The sequence below is a fragment of the Salinicola halophyticus genome (assembly GCF_003206695.1).
In the GTDB taxonomy this organism is placed as follows: Bacteria; Pseudomonadota; Gammaproteobacteria; order Pseudomonadales; family Halomonadaceae; genus Salinicola; species Salinicola halophyticus.
In genome coordinates, this window is record NZ_PZJN01000004.1 from 105,333 (window position 1) to 126,439 (window position 21,107).

The following is a 21,107-nucleotide window of genomic DNA, read 5'->3' on the forward strand; positions in this document are numbered from 1 at the left end:
CGCACCCATACAGTAACTAGCTCATCGCCATCGAGGAAAACGGTATGAAGAAGCTGCTATTCGGGGCCATCGCCAACTGGCTGCGTAAGCCCGAGAACCGGGAGAAGGCCAAGCGGACGGCGCGGGATCTGCACGGCAAGTATCAGAACCGTAAAAGCACGCCGGAGCGCGGGCCGAAACGCTGACCCGCCTGGTCATAGACCCGCTCTACCTCTGGCCCGTCTCAATGCACCCCNNGATCGGGGTGCATTGCTGATGGACGCAGTTTGCGATGCTCTCTCTTCTGCCGTTATCCCTCCGCCGTTATTCCTCCGCCGATATGGGCGATTCCCACCCGGGATCGATAGACCTCAGACGACACCCGGAACGCGGCGGCCAGCAAACCACGCGAACTTGCTGGTAGAATAGGCGCCCGCTTTTCCGTCGGGAACGTTCGACAGGCGCGATGCTGGCACGACTAGACAGGCGCGACGCAGGCCCCGATGACGCAGGCAAAGAGATAGGCAGGAGAAAGACATGCTCGGCTGGTATCCCGGACACATGAACAAGGCGCGGCGCCAGATTACCGAGGCGCTGCCGGAAATCGACGTGGTGATCGAGGTTCTCGACGCCCGGCTCCCCTACTCCAGCGGCAACCCGATGCTGGCCGATCTGACCGAACACAAGCCGGTGTTGAAGATCCTCTCGCGTGCCGATCTGGCCGATCCCGTCGCAACGCAGCGCTGGATTGACTTTTTCGATGCCCAGCCGGACAGCCGAGCGATTGCCGTCACCACCACCCAGGCCCGCGAACTCAAGCCCATTCCTGCCCTGTGTCACGAACTCGCTGGCCAGGTTCGCGCCGATCGCGATGTCCGCGTGATGGTGATGGGCATTCCCAACGTGGGCAAATCGACGCTGATCAACGGCTTGGCCGGGCGCAAGATCGCCAAGACCGGCAACGAGCCTGCGGTGACCAAGCGCCAGCAGAGAATTCGCATCGACGGCCGCGTAGCGCTGATCGATACGCCGGGCGTGCTGTGGCCGAAGATCGAGAATCAGGCCAGTGCCTATCGGCTCGCGGCCAGCGGCGCGATTCGCGATACCGCAATCGAGTACGTTGACGTCGCCATCGTCTGTGCCGCCGAGCTGGCCAAGCGTTACCCCGACGCCTTGCGCGAGCGCTACAAGCTCGGCGAACTCCCGGTCTATGTCGCGCCCACGGAGATCGACAGCGTTGACGCCGACGGTCCCAAACTGGTCGATTTTCAAGCCAGGGCCGGCTTCGACGGCCACGCGATCATGAACGAGATCGCCCGCAAGCGCGGCGGGCTGAGGGCCGGCGGCGTGATCAACCTGCACCGCGGCGCCGAAGTGCTGCTACATGAACTGCGTGACGGCAAACTGGGACGCGTGACGCTGGAGCTGCCCGAGGATATTCCCGAGCCGGTGGAGGAAACCGAGGCAGAATCCGAAAGCTGATCCCGCCGTACAGATGGGCGGAAAATCGAGGCTTTTCTGCCCCTTGCGCCGCGCCCGCGCGGCGGTATGCTGGGATATCGGCGACGCAGCCCGCCGAGAATTCGCCATCGTCCTACTCTTTGCCACCCGCCTGACTCTTTAGGCTGTGCCGCATACGGAATCCCAATGAACAGCCCCATCCGCAAATCGCACAAGCTCGACAACGTCTGCTACGACATTCGCGGGCCCGTTCTCGATCACGCCAAACGGCTCGAGGACGAAGGTCATCGCATCCTCAAGCTGAATATCGGCAACCCGGCGCCGTTCGGTTTCGAGGCGCCGGAAGAGATTCTTCAGGATGTGATGCGCAACCTGCCGACGGCCCAGGGTTACTGCGATTCCAAGGGGCTCTACTCGGCGCGCAAGGCGATCATGCAGGAGTGCCAGCGCAAAGGCATTCCCGGCGTCGGCGTCGAGGACGTGTTCGTCGGCAACGGCGTTTCCGAGCTGATCGTGATGGCGATGCAGGCGCTGCTGAACGACGGTGACGAAGTTCTGATTCCGGCGCCGGACTATCCGCTGTGGACGGCGGCGGCGAACCTGTCCGGCGGCCATCCCGTGCACTACCTGTGCGACGAGGCCGCCGACTGGTCGCCGGACATCGCCGATATCCGCGACAAGATCACCACCCGCACCCGCGCGATCGTGCTGATCAACCCCAACAATCCCACCGGGGCGGTCTACCCACCGGCGGTGGTCAAGGAGATCCTGGCGGTCGCTCGCCAGCACGGCCTGGTGGTGTTCTCCGACGAAATCTACGACAAGATTCTCTACGACGGCGTCGAACACGTCTCCACCGGCGCGCTGGCAGCGGACGACCAGCTGGTCGTGACCATGAACGGTCTGTCCAAGAGCTATCGCTGTGCCGGTTTCCGCTCGGGCTGGATGATTCTCTCCGGCGGTCAGGGCAAGCAAAACGCCGAGGATTTCATTCAGGGGCTCAACATGCTGGCCTCGATGCGCCTGTGTGCCAACGTGCCGGCGCAGCATGCGATCCAGACCGCGTTGGGTGGCTATCAGTCGATCAACGATCTGATCCTGCCCGGCGGGCGACTGCTGGCGCAGCGCGATGTGGTTCATGAAAAGCTCAATGCCATTCCAGGCGTCTCCTGCGTCAAGCCGAAGGGTGCGCTCTATGCGTTCCCGCGGCTCGACCCGGAGATCTACCCGATTCACGACGACGCCCAGATGGTGCTCGATCTGCTACTGCAGGAGCGCATCCTGCTGGTCCAGGGCACCGCGTTCAACTGGCCGACGCCGGATCACGTGCGCATCGTGACGCTGCCCTGGGCCGATCAACTGGGTGATGCCATCGACCGCTTCGCCCGCTTCCTGTCTCGCTATCGCCAATGATTGTCGCGGCCGCGCCCAGACGCGGCCGCCGATTCTCTGGCAACCGTGCCTCTTGCAACCGATCCTCTGGCAACCGATCCTCTGGCAACCTGCTCTCTTACCACCTGCCCTCTTGAAACCTATTCGCGAAAGTCGTATCTAACGTTTCATAACCGTCTGATTATCAGACAATAACGAATAACAGACTAACCAAAATCGACGCGCCTAGCGTCGGTAGCGCTATTCCACGACTGAGGGTAAAGACCGATGATGCGAATCATCCTGTTCCTGGCGACCAACCTGGCGGTGGTGCTCGTTGCCAGCGTCACGTTGCGACTATTGGGCGTCGAGCCCTATCTCAACGCCAACGGGCTGAACATGAACAGCCTGTTGATCTTCTGTTTCGTGTTCGGCATGGCCGGTTCGCTGATCTCGCTGTTCATCTCCAAATGGATGGCCAAGATGAGCACCAAGGCCAAGGTGATCGAACAGCCGAGCAATTCGACCGAGCAGTGGCTGCTCGATACCGTTCGCGAACTGGCGCAGCAGGCCAACATCCAGATGCCGGAAGTCGCGATCTTCCCGGCTCAGCAGTCCAACGCCTTCGCCACCGGCTGGAACAAGAACGATGCGCTGGTCGCGGTCTCCCAAGGCTTGCTCGAACGCATGCGTCCGGAAGAAATCCGTGCCGTGCTGGCCCACGAGATCGGCCACGTCGCCAATGGCGACATGGTCACGCTGGCCCTGATCCAGGGCGTGCTCAACACCTTCGTGATGTTCTTCGCGCGCGTGGTCGCGCAGCTCGTCGACAGCTTCCTGCGCGGCCGCGACAATGGCGGCGGCCTGGGCTTCATGGGCTATTTCGTGGTGGTAATCGTCGCGGAAATCGTCTTCGGCCTGGTCGCCTCGATCATCGTGGCGTGGTTCTCGCGCTTCCGCGAATATCGGGCCGATGCCGCCGGGGCCAAATATGCCGGCAGCGGCGCGATGATCAACGCACTGGCCCGCCTCAAAGCCGAGACCAGCCAGCCGGACCAGATGCCGGACTCGCTGACCGCATTTGCCATTACCACCGGTCAGACGCGCAAGGTCATGGAGAAGCTGTTCGCCAGCCACCCGCCGCTGGACGAGCGCATCCGGGCGCTGAAGGAATCCGCCTACCGCGAGTGAATCGCGCTTAGGGGTTGCCCCAGCAGCCGCGCCGTCATCCGCGAAGCGCCATCATTCTCAAGCCCTGTCATCCTCGAGCCCCGCCATCCCGCGGGGCTTTTTTCATCGGTATCTTCCTCGGCCACGGGCCGCCGTCAGCCGCGCGAAACTTCCCTTCTCCACCGTCTGCATCCAATTCTTCGACTCGCGTGTATCCCCGGCGCAGGGCATGAAGTCCTGCCCTATTCACGCTCGGAGAGACGCCAATGAAAACTCGACAGCTAGCCAGCGTTACCCTGACCGCCGCCCTGCTGGGTTCCTTCAGCCTCGTGGCAAATGCGAACGACGTGCCGGCAGACGTCAAGGTACCGGACGGCAACAAGGTCGCCATGGAAACCGTAGGCGTCGGCGAGATCACCTATGCCTGCGAAATGAAGGACGGCGCGCACGAATGGGTGTTCAAGGGACCGGATGCCAAACTCAACGACGCGGACGGCAATCAGGTCGGCAGCTACTACGGCCCGCCGGCCACCTGGGAATCCAGCGACGGCTCCAAGATCACCGGCACTCAGCTGGCTACCGCGCCAGGTGGCGAGGGCAATATTCCCTTCCAGCTCGTGGAAGCCAACCCGGCCGAGGGTGAAGGACACATGACTGGTGTCAGCTATGTCCAGCGCCTGAACACTCAGGGCGGCGTGGCGCCGGACATGGCCTGCAGCGCCGACAACGACGGCGCCGAGGAAGTGGTCGAGTATCAGGCTGACTATCTGTTCTGGAAAGCCAGCTGAACGGCAGACAATGCCAGCTGATCGACAATGCCAGCTGACCGACAATGCTGGCTGATCTGCCAACGCAGCTGATCTGCAGACGCAGTGGATGACTCCGCGCTCATCCACAGGTCAACACGGACTCGCCATGACGAGTCCGTGTTGCGTAGTATGAGACTCATCAGCCCCGACCGGGGTGCGCTTCAAGGATAGTGCGTGTGACAGACGACACAGCGGCGCTCAATCAGTCGACGTTCGATCATGGCGTTTTACTCGAAGCCTGTGCCAATGGTGACCGCCAAGCGCTTCAGCGGCTCTACGCGCAGGAAGGATCCCGCATGCTGGGCGTGGTGATCCGTATCGTCGGCGATCGCGGTATCGCCGAAGACATCATCCACGACGCGTTCGTCAGGATCTGGAACAAGGCCCATACGTTCGATGCCCAACGCGGCTCGGGCAAGACATGGATATTCAGCGTCACGCGTCATCTGGCACTCAATCATGTCAGAACCCGTCATCGAGAAGTGACCGTCGATGACGATACGGCCGAAAGGCTCGATGCCGAGCGATCACAGGAGGCGGCTACGGATACCCAGGATCATTTCGACTGGCTCGGCCATGGCGAGTTGGATCGCTGCCTCGGACAACTGTCGCCAGAGCGCCGCAACTGTCTGTTCCACGCCTATGTCGACGGCTTCAGCCATCAGGAGATCGCCACGCGCCTGGATCGTCCCCTGGGGACCGTCAAGGCCTGGATCAAGCGAAGCCTGGCGGCGCTGCGTGAGTGCCTGTCATGACCGATCATCTCGACCCAATGTCTTCTCTCGGACCGGACGAGACCGACGACCTGGCGGGCGAATACGTGCTGGGCACGCTGAGCGCCGAACGGCGCGAGGCGGTCGAACATCGTCTATCCCAAGACTCGGCGCTTCAGGCCGCCGTCTGGCGCTGGGAATCGCGATTGCAGCCTTACACGGCGCTAGCGGAACCGGTAGCGCCCTCGGCCCAGCTGTGGCAGCGCATCGAGCGCAGTCTCGACCACCAGGATGCCCCGGCTTCGACCCGCTCGCCGGATCGATCGCCCGCCGGGCATACGCTCTGGGAACGGCTGTGGGATAACGTGACCTTGTGGCGAGGCGTGAGTTTCGCCAGCGTGCTGGCAGTTTTCGGCCTCGCCGCGATGCTGGCCTTCGGCCCGGGCGCCCAAACCTCGCCCCGATACATGGTCGTGCTGATGACGCCCCAGCACACTCAGGCCGGCTGGGTCGTCGAGGCGAGTTCATCGCAGCAGCTCAGTCTGATACCGGTCGGAACTATCGAGGTGCCACCGGGCAAGGCGCTGGAGTTCTGGACCAAGGCCGACGACTGGAGCGGGCCGGTCTCGCTGGGCCTGGTCCAGCCTGGCCAGACCCAACGACTCTCGTTGAAGGATCTGCCGCCACTAGAGGACAACCAGCTGTTCGAATTGACGCTTGAGGACGCCACGGGGTCCCCGCTCGATCGCCCGACCGGCCCGATTCAGTTCATCGGTCGTGCCGTCGAACTGTAGCGCTCATCGGCAACCCTGCAGCGGCACGCCCGCTGCAGGGGGCTTTCGATAACCAACTTTCGATAACCAACTCGTCGATAGCCAATGAGAACAGTTGACAACAACGCCCTTACCGCGCTTAATTAGTTGACACTATCAACCGAAAGGCTGCGACATGACCGACACGTCGGTGGGTGACTCCCTGCACCAGCTCATGCATGCCTACAGGCGCAGGTTACGCCAAGCCTATGCAGATACGCAGTTGAACCTCACCGTTTCACATATCCGCACGCTCAAGGCCATTCGTAGTCAGGCGCCCTGCACCGCCCAGCACATCTCCCAGTACACCCAGCGCGACAAGGCCCAGATCACCCGGCTGCTGCGGGACCTGTTCGATGCCGACATCATCGCCAGATCGCCCCATCCCGAAGACCGGCGCAGCCAACTTCTGACGCTGACGGATCGCGGACGATCCGTGCTGGCACAGGTCGACGGTTGTGAACGGGATGCCCACGCGAGACTGTCGGAAGGAATGACGCAGGAAGACCTCGATGCGTTTCTGCGGCTATCGCGGTTGATGATCTCCAACCTGAATTGAACGAGAATTTCGATGCCCAAACCCGCCCCCAGACCCTACACCGTACTGAACCGTCAACTCGTCACCCCTCACATGCTGCGCTTGACGTTCGGCGGCGAGGGCATGGCCGGCTTTCCCGCCGATCAGGAGAGCGCCTACGTCAAGCTAATGGTTCCCGATGGACAAGACGAACAGGGCAACGCCCGGACGGTCCCGCGCACCTACACCGTGCGCCATCAGCGCAACGGAGAGATCGACGTGGACGTCGTGGTGCACGATGACGGTGGCCCCGCCGCCACCTGGGCCGCTGCAGCGAAACCCGGCGACACGATCCTGATCGGTGGCCCGGGACCCGCCAAACGTCTGCCGGAAAACGCCGACTGGTATCTACTGGTCGGCGATATGACCTCGCTACCGGCGATCGGCGCCAATCTGGAACGCTTGCCACCTGACGCCAAGGGGCGCGCGATCATCGAAGTGACCAGCGAAGCCGACATCCAAGCGTTCGGGCTGCCCGACGGCATGCGGATCGACTGGTTGGTCAATCCGCACCCAGGCAACGACAGCGACCATCTCACCGACGCCCTGCGCGAGTTCGACTGGCTTCCGGGCGCGCCAGGGATCTGGGTCGCCTGCGAATTTTCGGCCATGCGCAAGCTACGTCGCCATCTGATCGACGATCGCGGAGTGGGCAAACGGGAGATGTATATTTCGAGCTACTGGAAACTGGGCGCGAGCGAAGATGGCCACCGCGTGGTCAAGCGCGAGGACGCGGAAAGAGAGGAAATCGAGAGCGCCTAGCCCCCAAGGCGGTCGGCACGGGCGCTCTTTAACGAGGCGAGATTCGGCTATTTGCCCAGTTTGACGTTGAACCCGAAGCCTTCCATGGCGTCACGCAGGCCGCCCTTGTTCTTCTTCAGCTCGACCCGCAGCGTCTGGAATTCCCGCCGTGATGGGTATTCGCGGCGGTAGGCATCGAACCCCGCGGCCATGCCCAGTCGACGACGATAGCGATCGAACGCCAGCATGTCCCGGCGCACGTCGTAGCAGGCCCGCGCGCACAGCGACAGCGCTTCCAGCGGTGGCGTCCAGCTGTGCAGCACGATCTTGCGCAGCCACGGGTCCGGCTTGAGCTGGCCGAGTTTCTTGCGTGACGGCAACCCGAAGTGGCGCATGGCGGCCTGATAGATCATCTCGGTGCCCAGCATCTTGCCGTCGACGCTGTAGCCGGCGATATGCGGCGTACCGATATCGACCAGCTCGAACAGCGCCTCGTCGATCCCCGGCTCGTGCTCCCAGACATCGAGCACCGTACGCAGGTCGACCTCGTGTTCGAGCCGCTCGCGCAGCGCGACACCGTCGAGACAGTCGCCCCGGCCGGCATTGATCAGCACGGTGCCGGATTTGAGTGCCTGGATGCGGTCGCGATTCAAGAGGTGGTGCGTGGCGTGTTTGCCGTCGGCCACCAGCGGCGTGTGCAGACAGACGATGTCGGCACGCTCGATCAGCGTATCCAGATCCAGGAAGTCTTCCCGATTCTCGGCCTCGGCACGCGGGGGATCACAGATCAGGCAGTCGACATCGAGATTGTCCAGACGCGCCGCCAGCCGCCCGCCGACGTTACCGGCACCCACGATTCCCACCGTCTTGCCGGATAGCGAGAAGCCGTCTTCCTCGGCCAGTAGCAACAGACTGGAAAGCACATAGTCGACCACCGAATCGGCATTGCTGCCCGGCGCGCTGGCAAAACCGATACCCCGTTCGGCGAGCAGGTTCGTATCGATATGGTCGGTGCCGATGGTACAGGTGCCGACGAACCTCAGCTTGTCGGCGCCTTCCAGCAGGGTGGCGTTTACCTGTGTGATCGATCGCACCACCAGCACATCGTGCCCGCGGAGACTGTCTGCCGTCATCTCGCGGCCGGGCTGACGAGTGACTTCGCCCAGCTCGCCAAAAAACTCTTCCGCCAGCGGAATGTTCTCATCCACCAGGATACGCATGACTTTCCTCTTGATTGGTTCCGTCCCGACGGTTGTCTCGTTCAATCCCGACCCCAGGCAATGGTGACGACCGATCAAGTGCCGGTCATGGGCCTCGAAAGCGGCGTCGATTTCTGCAGCGCTTGCTTTACAATGGCGCCTGACGTCAGCTGCGCCGCGGGGTCGAAGCACCGCAACGCTTGGCGCAGCCATATTAGGCCCGCCATTCGCGATGAACAAGCGATGAGCGCCAACGCAGCAGGAGACCGTGTGATCGTCCGTTGGGAAAGTGAACATGACTACGTTCTGGTCCATCTGCACCAGGACATGTTTGGCGACTGGATCTACAGTCGCGCCTGGGGCCAGATCGGCACCCAGTATGGCGGTCTCAAGCATGCCGTCGCCGAGAGCTACGCCCAGGCGATGATGTGGGTCGACGATCTTTCCCACATTCAGACCGCGCGGGGCTATCGCAAGGTGCTCGAGGCCGACGACGACAGCCCCGAAGGCCGCCAGGCCGTGGCCCAGCTCTCGCTACTGGATTAGACCTCGCTACTGGACTAGACCTCGCGCGACCTCCGTCGCCGCGGAGGTCGGATTCGTCGGCTAGCCGGCGTGCCGAATGCGAAAACAGTGATGCAGATTGGCACGCCGGGTGAAGTCCGGATCGTAGGTCTGGGCGGTGATCTCCTCGACGCGATAGCGTGATGCCACTTCGTCGTCCAGCCGGAAACGCTGCTGGTTGTTGGAGAAGATCAGCTCCCCGGCCGGCGCCAGACGGGCCATAGCCAGTTCGATCAGTCGGGCGTGGTCGCGCTGGATATCCAGCGTCCCCTCCATCTTCTTGGAGTTCGAGAACGTCGGCGGATCCATGAAGATCAGGTCGAACTCGCTGCCGGCAGTCTCGAGCCAGCGCAGGCAGTCGTCGCGCACGACCCGGTGGCGGCTCGGATCGAGCTTGTTGAGCGTGAAGTTGTCTCGCGCCCACTCCAGGTAGGTGTTCGACAGATCGACGCTGATACTGTCGCTGGCCCCGCCCAGCGCCGCGTGAACGGTGGCCGTGGCGGTATAGCAGAACAGGTTGAGGAAGCGTTTGCCTTTGGCCTTCTCGCCGAGCAGACGACGCACCGGGCGGTGATCCAGGAACAGCCCGGTATCCAGATAGTCCTTGAGATTGACCCAGAGTTTGGCGCCGCCCTCCTCGACCACGAAGCGGTCGCCGCTATTGGCCTGCTTGCGATACTGCGCCTTGCCGCTCTGACGCTCGCGCTGCTTGTAATGAATCTGCTCGGGCCGCACGTCCATCGCCACAGGGATGGCGCTCAACGCGTCCATCAGACGACGCTGCGCCTTGCTCGGGTCGACCGACTTGGGCGCAGCGTACTCCTGCACGTGGATCTGGTGGCCATAGACATCGATGGCCAAGGCGTATTCCGGCATGTCGGCGTCGTAAAGCCGGTAACAGGATTCGCCGGACTTCTTGAGCCACTTGTTCAACCGCTTGCGGTTCTTCTGCAGCCGATTGGCGAACATCTGCGCGCCCTCGCTCAGCGGCGCTTCTTTCGGCACCGCCCGAGATCGCGACTCCTCGGCTTCGGCGGGATCCCGTTCGTCGATGTCGATCAGCAGCAGCTTGCAGTCGAGCGGGCCATTCTTGAACGCGTACTGCTTGTGGGCTCGCAGCCCGAGCCGATGGCCCAGGTCCGGATTGCCGGTGAACAGCGCCAATTGCCAGCCCGGGAACTGCTGGCGCATGCGTTCGCCCAGATCGCTGTAGAGAGCGACCAGTTCGGGCAGCTCCCCCAGGCGTTCGCCGTAGGGCGGATTGGTCACGATCAGCCCCGTCTGCAAGGTTTCGCTGCCATCCGCCGCTTGCGGGCGCTCGAGCGACTTCACCGAGCCGCCATTCAGCGTGATCAACGCCGGGATGCCGGCACGCATGGCGTTGCTTTTGGCGGCACCGATCGCCTGCGGGCTCTGGTCCAGACCGAACAGATGCGAGCGGGCCCCACGCCTGCCGACATCGGCACGCGTCTGAGCCTCGCGACGTAGCGTGTGCCAGATTTCGGCGTCGAAATCGGCCAGTGTCTCCAGGGCAAAACGCTCGCGACTCATTTGCGGAGCGATGTCAGCCGCCATCATCGCCGCTTCGATCAACAGGGTACCGGCCCCGCACATCGGGTCGACCAACGGCTCTCCGCGTTTGGCCCGGGCCGGCCAGTCGGCCCGGACCAGCAGCGCCGCCGCCAAGTTCTCCTTCAGCGGAGCGTGGCCGGCATCGCGCCGGTAGCCCCGCTGATGAAGGCTCGCGCCCACCAGATCGATACCGACCAGCAGCTGGCCCTTGTGCAGATGGGCATAAAGGCGCACGTCCGCCTCTCGCGGATCGATGGAGGGCCTCTCCCAGCCCGTCGCGAGCAGCGCTTCCACCACGCCATCCTTGACGACCTGCGCGCCGAATCGTGTATGGCGAATGGCGGCAGACTGACCATGAAAATCCACGGCCAGAGTCTGCCCGGGCTTCAGCATCTTGGCCCACGGCTGAGATCTGACCGCTTCGACGATCGCCGCGGGCTCCTCGCAACCGGTTTCCCGCCCCAATGTCACGATCACCCGATTGGCCAGGCGTGACCACAGGCAGATGCGATAGGCAGTGGCCCGGTCGGCGCTCGCGTGTAGACCGGCGACCGTAGTTTTTTGTATCTCGGCTCCCAGAGTCGCGACTTCGTCGGCCAGCAGGGACTCGATACCCCAAGGGCAGGTGATGTAGAGATTTAACAGCAAGTTATCGTCCTTCATGGCGGCATCATCGGACCCGTGTATAGCGGTCATATTCCCTTGGAGGCAGTAAAAAAAAGGCTTTATGACAAAACGCCTATCGACATCGTTTCTCATTTCGACTAAAGATGACAGTCGTAGCTACGAAACAACGCATGCGGTTTGCCTGTCCGGACGTTTTCGCGGGCAGCCTGTCGAATTTGGCCTTGTGCCGATCGACTGGCTGTGGTTTTCCCCAGGAGATGCACTTGTTCAGACAAGAGGCTACTACACGATGAAACGACAGAAACGTGATCGCAACCAGCGGGCATTTCTCCACGGCTACAAGGCTGGCATCGTCGGTCGCTCACGCGATGAGTGTCCCAGCCAGGAAGTGAATCTGCGTGAAAACTGGATGAGCGGATGGCGTGAGGGTCGCGGAGACCAGTGGGCCGGAATGACAGGCGTTTCGGGTATCCATAAGAACCCCGCGGTGATGACGTAGCTGCCGCTTACCTCGGCATGATCAAGGCTCGCTACTGGCGGGCCTTTTTATTGCCCGCTTTTTGGCTCGAGTCGGTCGCTTCATTCACCGCCTTACCGCGTACTCCTACCCGTCTCGCTCTTGAAACGCTCTTATCATCGCGTGCCCTTGCCGTCGAACGTATTCGCCCGGGGCTCACGCTGGCTGGCGGTCGTCGTTCTGGGTCGCCCGTACGCACTCGCCGATCAGTTCGGGACCGCGATAGATGAAGCCGGTATAGAGCTGGACCAGATCGGCCCCGGCCTGACATTTTTCGCTCGCCCGAACGCCGCTGTCGATACCGCCCGCACCGATGATCGGCATCGTCGGCAACAGGCGCCTCAATTCCCGGACCACCGCCGTCGAACTCGCGAACAGCGGCGCGCCCGATAATCCTCCCGCCTCGTGGGCGTGCGGCATGCCCGTCACGTGCTCCCGCGACACCGTGGTATTGGTTGCGATGACGCCGTCGATGTCGTTGGCCTGAAGCGTCTCCGCCACCAGGGCGATCTCGTCTCGGGTCATGTCCGGGGCAATCTTGACCGCCAGCGGCACGCGACGGCCGGATTCGGCATCGAGCCTGGACGCCTCGGTCTTCAGCGCCCCGAGCAGGCCGTCGAGATGATCACCGAACTGAAGATTGCGCAGCCCCGGCGTGTTGGGTGAGGAGATATTCACCGTCACGTAGTGTGCAGCGCCATGGGCCTTGCGCAGGCAGGTCACGTAGTCATCCACTGCGCGCTCGACCGGTGTCGTCAGATTCTTGCCGATGTTGATGCCGATGACACCGTTGTAGCGGCTCTTCCGCACATTGGCGACCAGATGGTCGACGCCGGCGTTGTTGAATCCCATCCGGTTGATGATCGCCTGCGGCCCGGCCAATCGAAACAGACGCGGCCTGGGATTGCCCTGCTGCGGCTTGGGGGTCACCGTACCGACTTCGACAAAACCGAAGCCCAGCGCCCCGAGGGCGTCCAGATGGTCGGCATTCTTGTCCAAGCCCGCTGCCAGTCCGACCCGATTCGGAAACGCCAGCCCCATCAACTCGGTGGAGGCCGACGCCACGTAGGCATCGCCCAGCATACTGGTCAGACGCGCCCGATGCGCGGTATCCAGCGCGGTCAGCGTGAGTCGATGAGCGGTCTCGGGTTCTAACCGAAACAACAGGGAGCGAACGAGGGCGTACATGGAAAAATCTCGTCGGTAACGAAAGGGGGCAGTAGCGGCGGGCGAGTATATCCCAACTCGACGCGGCGACACGAATTCGACGCCCAGCAACGACAAGGCCCGGCGACGATGCACCGGGCCGTGTCATGGCACGAGCCGTTATTGCGTGTCGAGTTGCTGAACGCGCAAGGTGTAGTTGTTGGCGCCGTTCATGGCTGAACCGAACCGCTGTCCCTTGACCCAGACGCGATAGCGACCCGGCTGCAGCACGCTCTCGATATCGAAATCGCCGTCGGCAAGAGAGCCCTCGTCGCTGGCCACCGTATTACCATTGGCATCGAGAACCTTAGCCTGGAGGCGATACGTGCCCTCGTTGCCAGGGAACGTCGAGCTGGCGATCGAGACCGTGCCCCGGTCGACGACATCAAAGCTCAACACCTGGCCTTCCTGGCGAATCTCGATATCAGCCACGACCTCGTCGAAAGCATCGGGCAAGTCCGGCTGGTTGTTGCGGGCCCTACTGCTCTCGGAGGCGCTCGAGGCATCTGTCGCAGAGCTCGGTTTTGCCGCCGTGCCGGTGTTGGTGGTGCCGAAGGTGGCGTCATCCTGTCCTGCCGAACCACCCTGCCCAGTCGAACTGCGCTGCCCTGTCGAAGCGCTTTGGGAAGCCGCCCCGCTGGCGCTGACGCTGCTGGCCGCCTTACGTCCCGGCGCGCTCAAGGTCGCGACCTGGTCGCCTTCATCGACGAACGCCGTGGTCCGGCCACTGGGACCAGGCCCGCCGAACATGATGCCGCCGCCGTTGTCGACCCCGCCATCATCGCTGCCGACCACGTTGCCGCTGGCATCCAGTCTCGCGACATCGACGTTGAAACTGTTCCCGCCCGTCTTGGTGGTCCCGAACTTCTGCCCGGAAACCTGCAGCGAGTAATCACCCGGCTCGAGTTCCTGCGTCAGCTTGAGCCCCCCGGTGGAGCCCAATCCCGAACCGCTGGTCAGCACCTTGCCGTTGCTGTCCACGAGTTTGGCCGAGATCTTGTAATCGTCGGACTCCCCCGGCAGCGTCGAACTGGTGAACCGATAGCGTCCCGCCTCGTCGACCGTGAACGGATGCTGGTGGAGGCCCCCGAAGAAGAAGCTCCGGCTGCGCGCATCGGAATCGGATTTGAAAAAGTGGGTCAGATCGACCTTGCTGGCTGCTTCCTGAGCATCCTTCAATGCTTCGCTCTGAGCCAGAACCTGAGTGCTGGCGCCCGCCAGGCTCAACGCCACGAATAAACTGGACAATACGCGATACTTCATGGGGCCTCTCTGCATTCTGCGACCGAATCGGAGCAAAGCATAACAGAGACGCCCACCGACGCACCTTAAAAGGCTGCCGACAGACGTCTTGTCGTCTTGCTACCAGAAAACCTGTGGCCTGACGCGCAGCGAGCAACATCGCTGTTGCTCGTCACGATCATCCAGAGCGGGCGGCCTTGCCGCCCGCCTGCCTGTCGCCACCTTATCCCTCGCTTTCACTCTCGGCAAGGTCGACCAGTTCGCGGATCGCCACTGCCACCAGCGGGAAGCTGATCGATGCGCCCGTTCCGATCTCGGCCAGCAACGCATTCCAGCGCTCGAGCAGCGGCGAGTGCTGTTCCTGCCAATGTTCGACCCGCGGCTCAACCTCACGCGGCGCATCCGTCATCCCCAGCACTTTCACCGTCAATGCCAACTGCTGACGATCCAGATCGTCGCGGAAGGTCTCCCGCGCCTGGGCCTGCCAGCTATCGCGCACCTCGAGGCTATTGATCTGCTGCATCACCCACGGCAGCTCCAGACGCTGACCGATGGCGTAATAGGTCTCGGCAACCCGCTGGATTTTATCGCCACTGGTGCGGGCGGCGCGAATGATCCCGAGTCCGGCGTACAGATTGGACGCCGCGGCAACGATCGAAGCCAACGCTTCCGGCACCTTGGCCTCGACCAGCGCTTCGCAGCGCTTGGCCCAGGCTTCTCGCTCGTCGCCATTGAGGCGATTGCCGATATCTTCCTGCAACTGTGCCAGCTGGGGCGCGTACTGCTCGACACACTCCTTGATGCTGAGCGAGCCTCGGTGACGCAGAAACCAGCGCGTCGCGCGGCGCAGCAGGCGCATCAGGTCGAGCATCATGGCGTACTGCGTCTGACTCTCGACACGATGATCCAGCGCTTCGATCTGCTCCCACAGCTGATTGAACCCGAAGCTGTCGCGCGCAATCACGTAGGCCTGAGCGATCTCCACTCGCGAGGCGCCGGTGGAGTCGCGTAGCTGCCGCACGAAAGTGATACCCATGTGGTCGACCAGGTCGTTGGCGATCTGGGTCGCGACGATCTCGCGCTTGAGGCGGTGCTGGTAGAGATCGTCCGGGTAGCGCTCCGACAGGGTGGCGGGAAACGCCTTCGTCACGTGCTGCTGCAACTGCGGGTCCGCCGGCAGCTCGGCGGCGATCAGATCGCTCTTGAGCGTACTCTTGGCGTAGGAGATCAGCACGCTGAGCTCCGGCAGGGTCAAGCCGCCATCCGCATTGCTGCGCTCGATCAGCTGTTCGTCGCTGGGCAGGAACTCAAGTTCACGATCGAGACTGCCGGCCGCTTCGAGCTCGTTGATGAAGCGACGATACGGGCCAAGCCCCTCCTTGGACTGCAGCTCGGAGAGCGACAGCGCCTGGGTCTGGCGATAGTTGTCGCGCACGACCAGCTCGCCGACCTCCTCGGTCATCTCGACCAGCAGCTGGTTGCGCTGCTTCTCGGTCATGTCGCCACGCTGAACGATACCGTCCAGCAGGATCTTGATGTTGACCTCGTGGTCCGAACAGTTGACGCCACCGGCATTGTCGATGAAATCGGTATTGACGCGGATGCCCTTCTCCGCCGCTTCCATGCGTCCGCGCTGGGTCAGACCCAGGTTGCCACCCTCGCCGACCACGCGGCAGTTGAGATCCCGGCCATCGATCCGCAACCCGTCGTTGGCCTTGTCGCCGACATCCGCATGGCTCTCGCTGGCTGCCTTGACGTAGGTGCCGATGCCGCCATTCCAGACCAGGTCGACCTTCGACTTGAGCATCGCGTTGATCAGATCGTTCGGCGACAGCTTGTCGACCTTGATGCCGAAGACCTTTTTCATTGCCGCGGAGACAGGAATCGACTTGGCATCGCGGGAGAAGATGCCGCCACCTTCGGAGATCGTCTTGTCGTCGTAATCCGACCAGCTCGACCGCGGCAATGCGAACAGGCGCTTGCGCTCGGCAAAGGACTTGGCGGCATCCGGCTTGGGGTCGACGAAGATATGGCGGTGGTTGAAGGCCCCGACCAGCTGAATCTTGTCGGACAGCAGCATGCCGTTACCGAAGACATCGCCGGCCATGTCGCCGATACCCAGTACGCTGAAGGTATCTTCCTGGGTGTTCAGGCCCATCTCCCGGAAATGGCGCTTGACCGACTCCCAGGCACCGCGCGCGGTGATCGCCATGCCCTTGTGGTCATAACCCTGGGCCCCGCCGGAGGCGAAGGCGTCGCGCAGCCAGAAGTCATACTCGATCGAGATCGCGTTGGCATAGTCGGAGAACGTCGCCGTGCCCTTGTCGGCCGCCACCACCAGATACGGGTCATCCGGATCGTGACGGACGACGTTGAGCGGCGGTACCACGGTGGTGCCGTCGAGATTGTCGGTGAGATCCAGCAGGCCCCGGATCAGCGTCCGGTAGCATTCGATCCCTTCGGCCTGGATAGCATCGCGGTCGGCATTTTCCGGCATCCGCTTGCAGATGAACCCACCCTTGGCGCCGACCGGGACGATGACCGAGTTCTTGACCTGCTGCGCTTTCATCAGCCCCAGAATCTCGGTGCGGAAATCCTCGTTGCGATCCGACCAGCGCAAGCCCCCGCGCGCGACCTTGCCGCCGCGCAGGTGAACGCCTTCCATCCGCGGCGAGTAGACGAACACTTCGAACATCGGCCGCGGCTTGGGCATGCCCGGCACCTTGCTCGGCTCCAGCTTGAACGAGATGTAGGCCTTGGTACTGCCGTCTTCGCCCGGCTGGAAGAAGTTGGTCCGCACGGTGGCCTGGATCAGATCGACATAGCGGCGCAGCAGCAGGTCGTCGTTGAGGCTGGCCACCTGATCGAGCATCGCGTTGAGCTCGTCGATGCAGGCCTGGCACTGTTCGTCGCGCTGCTTGGTCGTTTCCGGCGAAAACCGCAGCGAAAACAGCCGCGTCAGACCCCGGGTGATATCGGCGTGGGCAGCCAGCGTGCTGGCGATGTAGGCCTGCGACAGCCCGATCCGCAGCTGCTTCATGTAGTGCGCATAGGCGCGCAGCACCGCCACCTGGCGCCAGTCCAGATCGGCGCCGATGATCAGCCGGTTGTAACGATCGTTCTCGGCATCGCCGACCCAGATCCGGGTGAACGCATCGATGAAGTTGTCGCGCATGTCGCGCAGATCGACCTCGCCCACGCCGCGATATTCAAAGGTGAAATCATGGATCCAGTAGGTCTGGTGTTCGGTGGCGATGCGATAGGGCCGCTCGCTGATGACGCGCAGACCGAGATTCTCGAGCACCGGCAGCATGTCCGAGAGCGGAATCGGGGTCTCGAGATGGTAGAGCTTGAGATTGACGCTCTCCGCCGCACTCTCGGCCAGATGATAGAGGCTGACGCCGATCGGCGCGCCGTCGTCGAGCGCCTCGAGATGACGGATGTCATTGGCGGCAGTGCGTGCCGCGAAGTCGTCGCGATAGCTGCCGGGGAAGGCGTCACGGAAGGTCTGGACCCGGCGGTTGCCCGCCTCCTCGCCGAGGCTTTCGATCAGCGCGCCGTGCAGCTCCTCGCGCCAGTTGCGCGCCAGATTGATGATCTTCTTTTCCAGCGCGCGGCCGTCGAACGCCACCGGCTTGTCGCCATTGAAGCGCAACGTGAACTGGATCCGCGCCAAAATCGACTCGGAGAGGTACGGGTTGAAGTCGGCGAAGGTCGCGTCGAGCTCTTCGCACAGCAGATTCTGAATGCGCAGGCGCAGATCGGTGGAAAAGATATCCCGCGGCACGAAGACCAGGCAGGAGTAGAACTGACCGGCACGATCTTCGCGGACGAACAGACGCACGCGGCGGCGTTCACGAATATTGAGGATGCCGAATGCGGTCCGGCTGAGCTCCTCGGTGGAGCTCTGGAACAGGTCGTCGCGCGGGTGCACTTCCAGCACCTGCAGCAGCAGTTTGCCGTTGTGGCCCTTGGGATTGACGCCGGCGGCGTCGATCACCGCCTGTACCTTGCGCCGCAGAACCGGAACCGTGCGCGGCGACTCGTTGTAGACCAGCGAGGTGAACAAACCGAAGAAACGCCATTCGCCGATCGCCTTGCCCTTGGCGTCATGCCGGGTGATGGCAATGTAGTCCGGGTAGGTTGGACGATGGACGCGTGCATGATAGGCGCTCTTGGCAAAGTGCAGCAGCGCGGAACCCTTGTCCTGCTCGAAGCGCACCGGCTCCCGGTAGCGCGGCTGGTCGAGCTTCAGCACGCCCAGCTCGCTACCGCTGACACGCTCGCCATGGGCCTTTTTGCCACTGCCGACCTGGCGGCTTTCGGCATAGCCCAGAAAGGTGAAGTGTTCGTCCAGCAGCCACTTGAGAAACGCCACGGTCTCCTGCTGATCGTCCTCGGCAACCCCTTCCGAACGTCGTTTTTCCAGCTCGGCGATGATCTCGCGAGCCTTGTCGCGCATCGGATCGAAGTCGACGACGGCCGTGCGTACGTCGAGCAGCACGTCGCGCAGGCCCTGCTCCAGATCGATCAGCGTATCGCTGTCGGTATGGCGGTCGACCTCGATCAGGATGATCGACTCGCGCGCTTCCGGCGCCTTTTCAGCCCGAGTCCCGGTAATCCGCGTGGCGTGGTGGCGCGCGTCTCGTTCGACCGCCAGCACCGCGTTATGGATCGCGTGCAGGGTCAGCCCGCGGCGGTTGAGCTCCATGCGCACGGAGTCGACCAGAAACGGCATGTCGCGATGAAGTACGGCGACGACGGTGTGTGGCGACTGCCAGCCATGCGCTTCGAAATTGGGGTTGAAGACCCGCACCTTGGCCTCGTCGGGATCGAAGGTCCGCATGAAGTGCCAGGCTGCCAGTGTGGCGCCGTAGATGTCATCGAGCTGCCGATCCGCGGCCTCTTCGAAAGGCGCGGTGGCGTAAAGATCCTCGGCGAACGCCGTGATCCGCTTGACCTTGTCTTCGGGGAGGCGCTTGGACAGCTTTTCTTTCAGCTGTTCCAGAAATTCCGTTTTTCCCTCGATCGCGACGTGTTGCATCTATCACCTCGGCTGGCATCGACCGTCAATATGGCGGCCGCATTCAATAGGATGGGAGCTTACGTCAGCGTCACACGGCGCCCCACTCAATTGAAGCTTCGTCATGACGCATGTCGGTTATGCATCGGCGGCGACCCTGCTCGACAGCACTAACGATTGACAATATCGGCCGTCGAGGTTTGATTGCCGGGTTTGGCGGCTATCGACGCTCGAGCAGCACCCCGCACTCACAGTGGTCCGTCCACGGGAATTGGTCAAACAGTGCCATTCGCGTCACGCGATGGGTCTGGCTCAGCTGCTCGAGATTGGCGGCCAGTGTATCGGGATTACAGGAAATATAGACAATACGCTGATAACGCATCAGCGGCTCGCAGCTTTCGGCGTCCAGCCCGGCCCGCGGCGGGTCGACCAGAACGGTCGAGAAATGGCATTCGTCGAGCTGCATGGCGGTGACTCGGCGACCCTGCTTTTCCCCGCTCAGCGCCTGGGCGAACTCCTCTGCCGCCATCCGGGCGACGTGCACGTTGTCGATCGCATTGGCCTCGAGGTTGGCCTGGGCGGAGGCGACCGAGGTCCGCGAAATTTCGGTGGCGACCACGCGGCGAAAGTTCTCTGCAAGCGCCACCGTGAAGTTGCCGTTGCCACAGTAGAGCTCGACCAGATCATCCTGGCCTTCCTGTGTCGCGTCACGAGTCACATCCCGCGACCAGTGCAGCATCGAACGGCAGATCTCGGCATTGGGCTGGGTGAAGCTGTTCTCGACCTGCTGATAGCGAAACTCGCGACCATCCACCTCCAGTCGCTCCCAGACGTAGTCCCGATCCAGCACCAGCCGCTGCTTGCGGGAACGCCCGATCAACGACACGCCGAGCTGGGCCTGCAGTTCGCGGGCGCGCGCCTCCCACTCCTCGGTCAGCGGCTTGTGGTAGATCATGGTGACCAGCGCCTCGCCGCTCAGCGTGGTGAGGAACTCGACCTGGAACAACTTGCGACGCATCAGCGGCTCGTCGCGAATTGCGTCCAGCAGTTGCGGCATCAGCGCGTTGATCCGCTCGCTGGCGACCGGGAAGCGATCGACCCGCACGACGCGCTGGGCGACCCGGCCTCGCTGCAGGGGCGCCTCCGGATCAGCCTCGAACATGGCGTAGTAGAGATCATCTCCCTCGTGCCAGATCCGAAACTCGGCGCGCATGCGATAGTGCGATGGCGGCGACGCGAAGACTTCCAGAGTCGGCGGCGAGAACCGGGCGAACTGCCGTTCGATTCGCTCGCGCTTGGCTTCGAGCTGGGCGTCGTAGCGGGAAGGGTCTATATCGAAAATCACCACACCATAAGTCCTTGAAGATAAGTCCTTGGAAGATAGATCCTTGGAAGATAGGTCCTTGAAAATAAGCTCTGGAAATACGTTCTTAAAAAGAAGCCTTTGAAACCCTCGAAAATCGATTCCCAAACCCAGGATCGGAAAAGACGAGCGCCTAAACCGAGACATGAAATCTGGAGCAA

The 21,107-nt window shown here is 62.5% G+C and carries 17 protein-coding genes; 11 read left to right on the forward strand and 6 right to left on the reverse strand.

Annotated features, from left to right (window positions below):
- The first annotated feature begins 44 nt into the window (after nt 1–44).
- The 9 genes from DOM58_RS17570 (at nt 45) to DOM58_RS05805 (ending at nt 7,654) form a co-directional block, all read left to right on the forward strand.
- Nucleotides 45–185: a hypothetical protein gene (locus DOM58_RS17570; protein ID WP_168170656.1), complete on the forward strand. Its 141-nt coding sequence runs from the start codon at nt 45–47 to the stop codon at nt 183–185.
- 331 nt (nt 186–516) lie between these two features.
- Nucleotides 517–1,461 carry a ribosome biogenesis GTPase YlqF gene (ylqF, locus tag DOM58_RS05770; RefSeq protein WP_110692133.1) on the forward strand — a complete coding sequence of 315 codons (945 nt, stop codon included), beginning with the start codon at nt 517–519 and terminating at the stop codon, nt 1,459–1,461.
- A gap of 165 nt (nt 1,462–1,626) precedes the next feature.
- Nucleotides 1,627–2,853 carry a pyridoxal phosphate-dependent aminotransferase gene (locus DOM58_RS05775; RefSeq protein WP_110692134.1) on the forward strand — a complete coding sequence of 409 codons (1,227 nt, stop codon included), beginning with the start codon at nt 1,627–1,629 and terminating at the stop codon, nt 2,851–2,853.
- 246 nt (nt 2,854–3,099) lie between these two features.
- Nucleotides 3,100–4,002 (forward strand): protease HtpX, encoded by a 903-nt coding sequence (gene htpX, locus DOM58_RS05780; RefSeq protein ID WP_110692135.1) that lies wholly within the window; start codon nt 3,100–3,102, stop codon nt 4,000–4,002.
- A 245-nt stretch (nt 4,003–4,247) separates the two neighbouring features.
- On the forward strand, nt 4,248–4,769 hold the full coding sequence (locus DOM58_RS05785; RefSeq protein ID WP_075562533.1) for a DUF3455 domain-containing protein: 522 nt from the start codon (nt 4,248–4,250) through the stop codon (nt 4,767–4,769).
- 197 nt (nt 4,770–4,966) lie between these two features.
- Nucleotides 4,967–5,545: a sigma-70 family RNA polymerase sigma factor gene (locus tag DOM58_RS05790; RefSeq protein ID WP_075562534.1), complete on the forward strand. Its 579-nt coding sequence runs from the start codon at nt 4,967–4,969 to the stop codon at nt 5,543–5,545.
- A complete protein-coding gene (locus DOM58_RS05795; RefSeq protein WP_245392171.1) occupies nt 5,542–6,297 on the forward strand; it encodes an anti-sigma factor in 756 nt (251 codons plus the stop codon). The genes DOM58_RS05790 and DOM58_RS05795 overlap by 4 nt, the downstream gene beginning before the upstream one ends.
- 154 nt (nt 6,298–6,451) lie before the next feature.
- Nucleotides 6,452–6,874 carry a MarR family winged helix-turn-helix transcriptional regulator gene (locus tag DOM58_RS05800; protein ID WP_110692136.1) on the forward strand — a complete coding sequence of 141 codons (423 nt, stop codon included), beginning with the start codon at nt 6,452–6,454 and terminating at the stop codon, nt 6,872–6,874.
- Between the two features lie 12 nt (nt 6,875–6,886).
- Nucleotides 6,887–7,654 carry a siderophore-interacting protein gene (locus tag DOM58_RS05805; RefSeq protein WP_110692137.1) on the forward strand — a complete coding sequence of 256 codons (768 nt, stop codon included), beginning with the start codon at nt 6,887–6,889 and terminating at the stop codon, nt 7,652–7,654.
- Between the two features lie 47 nt (nt 7,655–7,701).
- Here DOM58_RS05805 and pdxB read toward each other — a convergent pair whose 3' ends face one another.
- Nucleotides 7,702–8,853, reverse strand: a complete 1,152-nt coding sequence (pdxB, locus tag DOM58_RS05810; RefSeq protein WP_110692138.1) for a 4-phosphoerythronate dehydrogenase PdxB — start codon at nt 8,851–8,853, stop codon at nt 7,702–7,704.
- Between the two features lie 249 nt (nt 8,854–9,102).
- Here pdxB and DOM58_RS05815 point away from each other — a divergent pair, with 249 nt between their 5' ends.
- Nucleotides 9,103–9,378, forward strand: a complete 276-nt coding sequence (locus tag DOM58_RS05815; protein ID WP_075562624.1) for a WGR domain-containing protein — start codon at nt 9,103–9,105, stop codon at nt 9,376–9,378.
- Between the two features lie 60 nt (nt 9,379–9,438).
- Here the strand turns inward: DOM58_RS05815 and rlmKL are convergent, their stop codons facing one another.
- Nucleotides 9,439–11,631: a bifunctional 23S rRNA (guanine(2069)-N(7))-methyltransferase RlmK/23S rRNA (guanine(2445)-N(2))-methyltransferase RlmL gene (gene rlmKL / locus DOM58_RS05820; RefSeq protein ID WP_110692139.1), complete on the reverse strand. Its 2,193-nt coding sequence runs from the start codon at nt 11,629–11,631 to the stop codon at nt 9,439–9,441.
- A 253-nt stretch (nt 11,632–11,884) separates the two neighbouring features.
- Between rlmKL and rmf the strand changes: the two genes are divergently transcribed.
- Nucleotides 11,885–12,094: a ribosome modulation factor gene (gene rmf, locus DOM58_RS05825; RefSeq protein ID WP_075562540.1), complete on the forward strand. Its 210-nt coding sequence runs from the start codon at nt 11,885–11,887 to the stop codon at nt 12,092–12,094.
- A gap of 174 nt (nt 12,095–12,268) precedes the next feature.
- Here rmf and DOM58_RS05830 read toward each other — a convergent pair whose 3' ends face one another.
- From DOM58_RS05830 to trmA, 4 genes are all read right to left on the reverse strand, one after another.
- Nucleotides 12,269–13,300: a quinone-dependent dihydroorotate dehydrogenase gene (locus tag DOM58_RS05830; protein WP_110692140.1), complete on the reverse strand. Its 1,032-nt coding sequence runs from the start codon at nt 13,298–13,300 to the stop codon at nt 12,269–12,271.
- Nucleotides 13,301–13,438: 138 nt separating this feature from the next.
- The gene (locus DOM58_RS05835; RefSeq protein WP_110692141.1) at nt 13,439–14,581 is read right to left on the reverse strand and encodes a hypothetical protein; all 1,143 of its coding nucleotides are present in this window, start codon (nt 14,579–14,581) and stop codon (nt 13,439–13,441) included.
- Between the two features lie 202 nt (nt 14,582–14,783).
- Nucleotides 14,784–19,604, reverse strand: coding sequence for an NAD-glutamate dehydrogenase (locus DOM58_RS05840; protein WP_110692142.1), 4,821 nt, complete (start codon nt 19,602–19,604; stop codon nt 14,784–14,786).
- 199 nt (nt 19,605–19,803) lie between these two features.
- Nucleotides 19,804–20,931, reverse strand: coding sequence for a tRNA (uridine(54)-C5)-methyltransferase TrmA (gene trmA, locus DOM58_RS05845; protein ID WP_110692143.1), 1,128 nt, complete (start codon nt 20,929–20,931; stop codon nt 19,804–19,806).
- Nucleotides 20,932–21,107: the final 176 nt, after the last annotated feature.

Excerpts from the sequence above, each read along its gene's own strand:
- DOM58_RS05775 (WP_110692134.1), top strand. The coding sequence starts at position 1,627 with ATGAACAGCCCCATCCGCAAATCGCACAAGCTCGACAACGTCTGCTAC.
- DOM58_RS05800 (WP_110692136.1), top strand. The coding sequence starts at position 6,452 with ATGACCGACACGTCGGTGGGTGACTCCCTGCACCAGCTCATGCATGCC.
- htpX (WP_110692135.1), top strand. The coding sequence starts at position 3,100 with ATGATGCGAATCATCCTGTTCCTGGCGACCAACCTGGCGGTGGTGCTC.
- DOM58_RS05840 (WP_110692142.1), bottom strand. The coding sequence starts at position 19,604 with ATGCAACACGTCGCGATCGAGGGAAAAACGGAATTTCTGGAACAGCTG.
- rmf (WP_075562540.1), top strand. The coding sequence starts at position 11,885 with ATGAAACGACAGAAACGTGATCGCAACCAGCGGGCATTTCTCCACGGC.
- pdxB (WP_110692138.1), bottom strand. The coding sequence starts at position 8,853 with ATGCGTATCCTGGTGGATGAGAACATTCCGCTGGCGGAAGAGTTTTTT.
- DOM58_RS05830 (WP_110692140.1), bottom strand. The coding sequence starts at position 13,300 with ATGTACGCCCTCGTTCGCTCCCTGTTGTTTCGGTTAGAACCCGAGACC.
- DOM58_RS05835 (WP_110692141.1), bottom strand. The coding sequence starts at position 14,581 with ATGAAGTATCGCGTATTGTCCAGTTTATTCGTGGCGTTGAGCCTGGCG.
- ylqF (WP_110692133.1), top strand. The coding sequence starts at position 517 with ATGCTCGGCTGGTATCCCGGACACATGAACAAGGCGCGGCGCCAGATT.
- DOM58_RS05805 (WP_110692137.1), top strand. The coding sequence starts at position 6,887 with ATGCCCAAACCCGCCCCCAGACCCTACACCGTACTGAACCGTCAACTC.
- DOM58_RS05795 (WP_245392171.1), top strand. The coding sequence starts at position 5,542 with ATGACCGATCATCTCGACCCAATGTCTTCTCTCGGACCGGACGAGACC.
- DOM58_RS05785 (WP_075562533.1), top strand. The coding sequence starts at position 4,248 with ATGAAAACTCGACAGCTAGCCAGCGTTACCCTGACCGCCGCCCTGCTG.
- rlmKL (WP_110692139.1), bottom strand. The coding sequence starts at position 11,631 with ATGAAGGACGATAACTTGCTGTTAAATCTCTACATCACCTGCCCTTGG.
- DOM58_RS17570 (WP_168170656.1), top strand. The coding sequence starts at position 45 with ATGAAGAAGCTGCTATTCGGGGCCATCGCCAACTGGCTGCGTAAGCCC.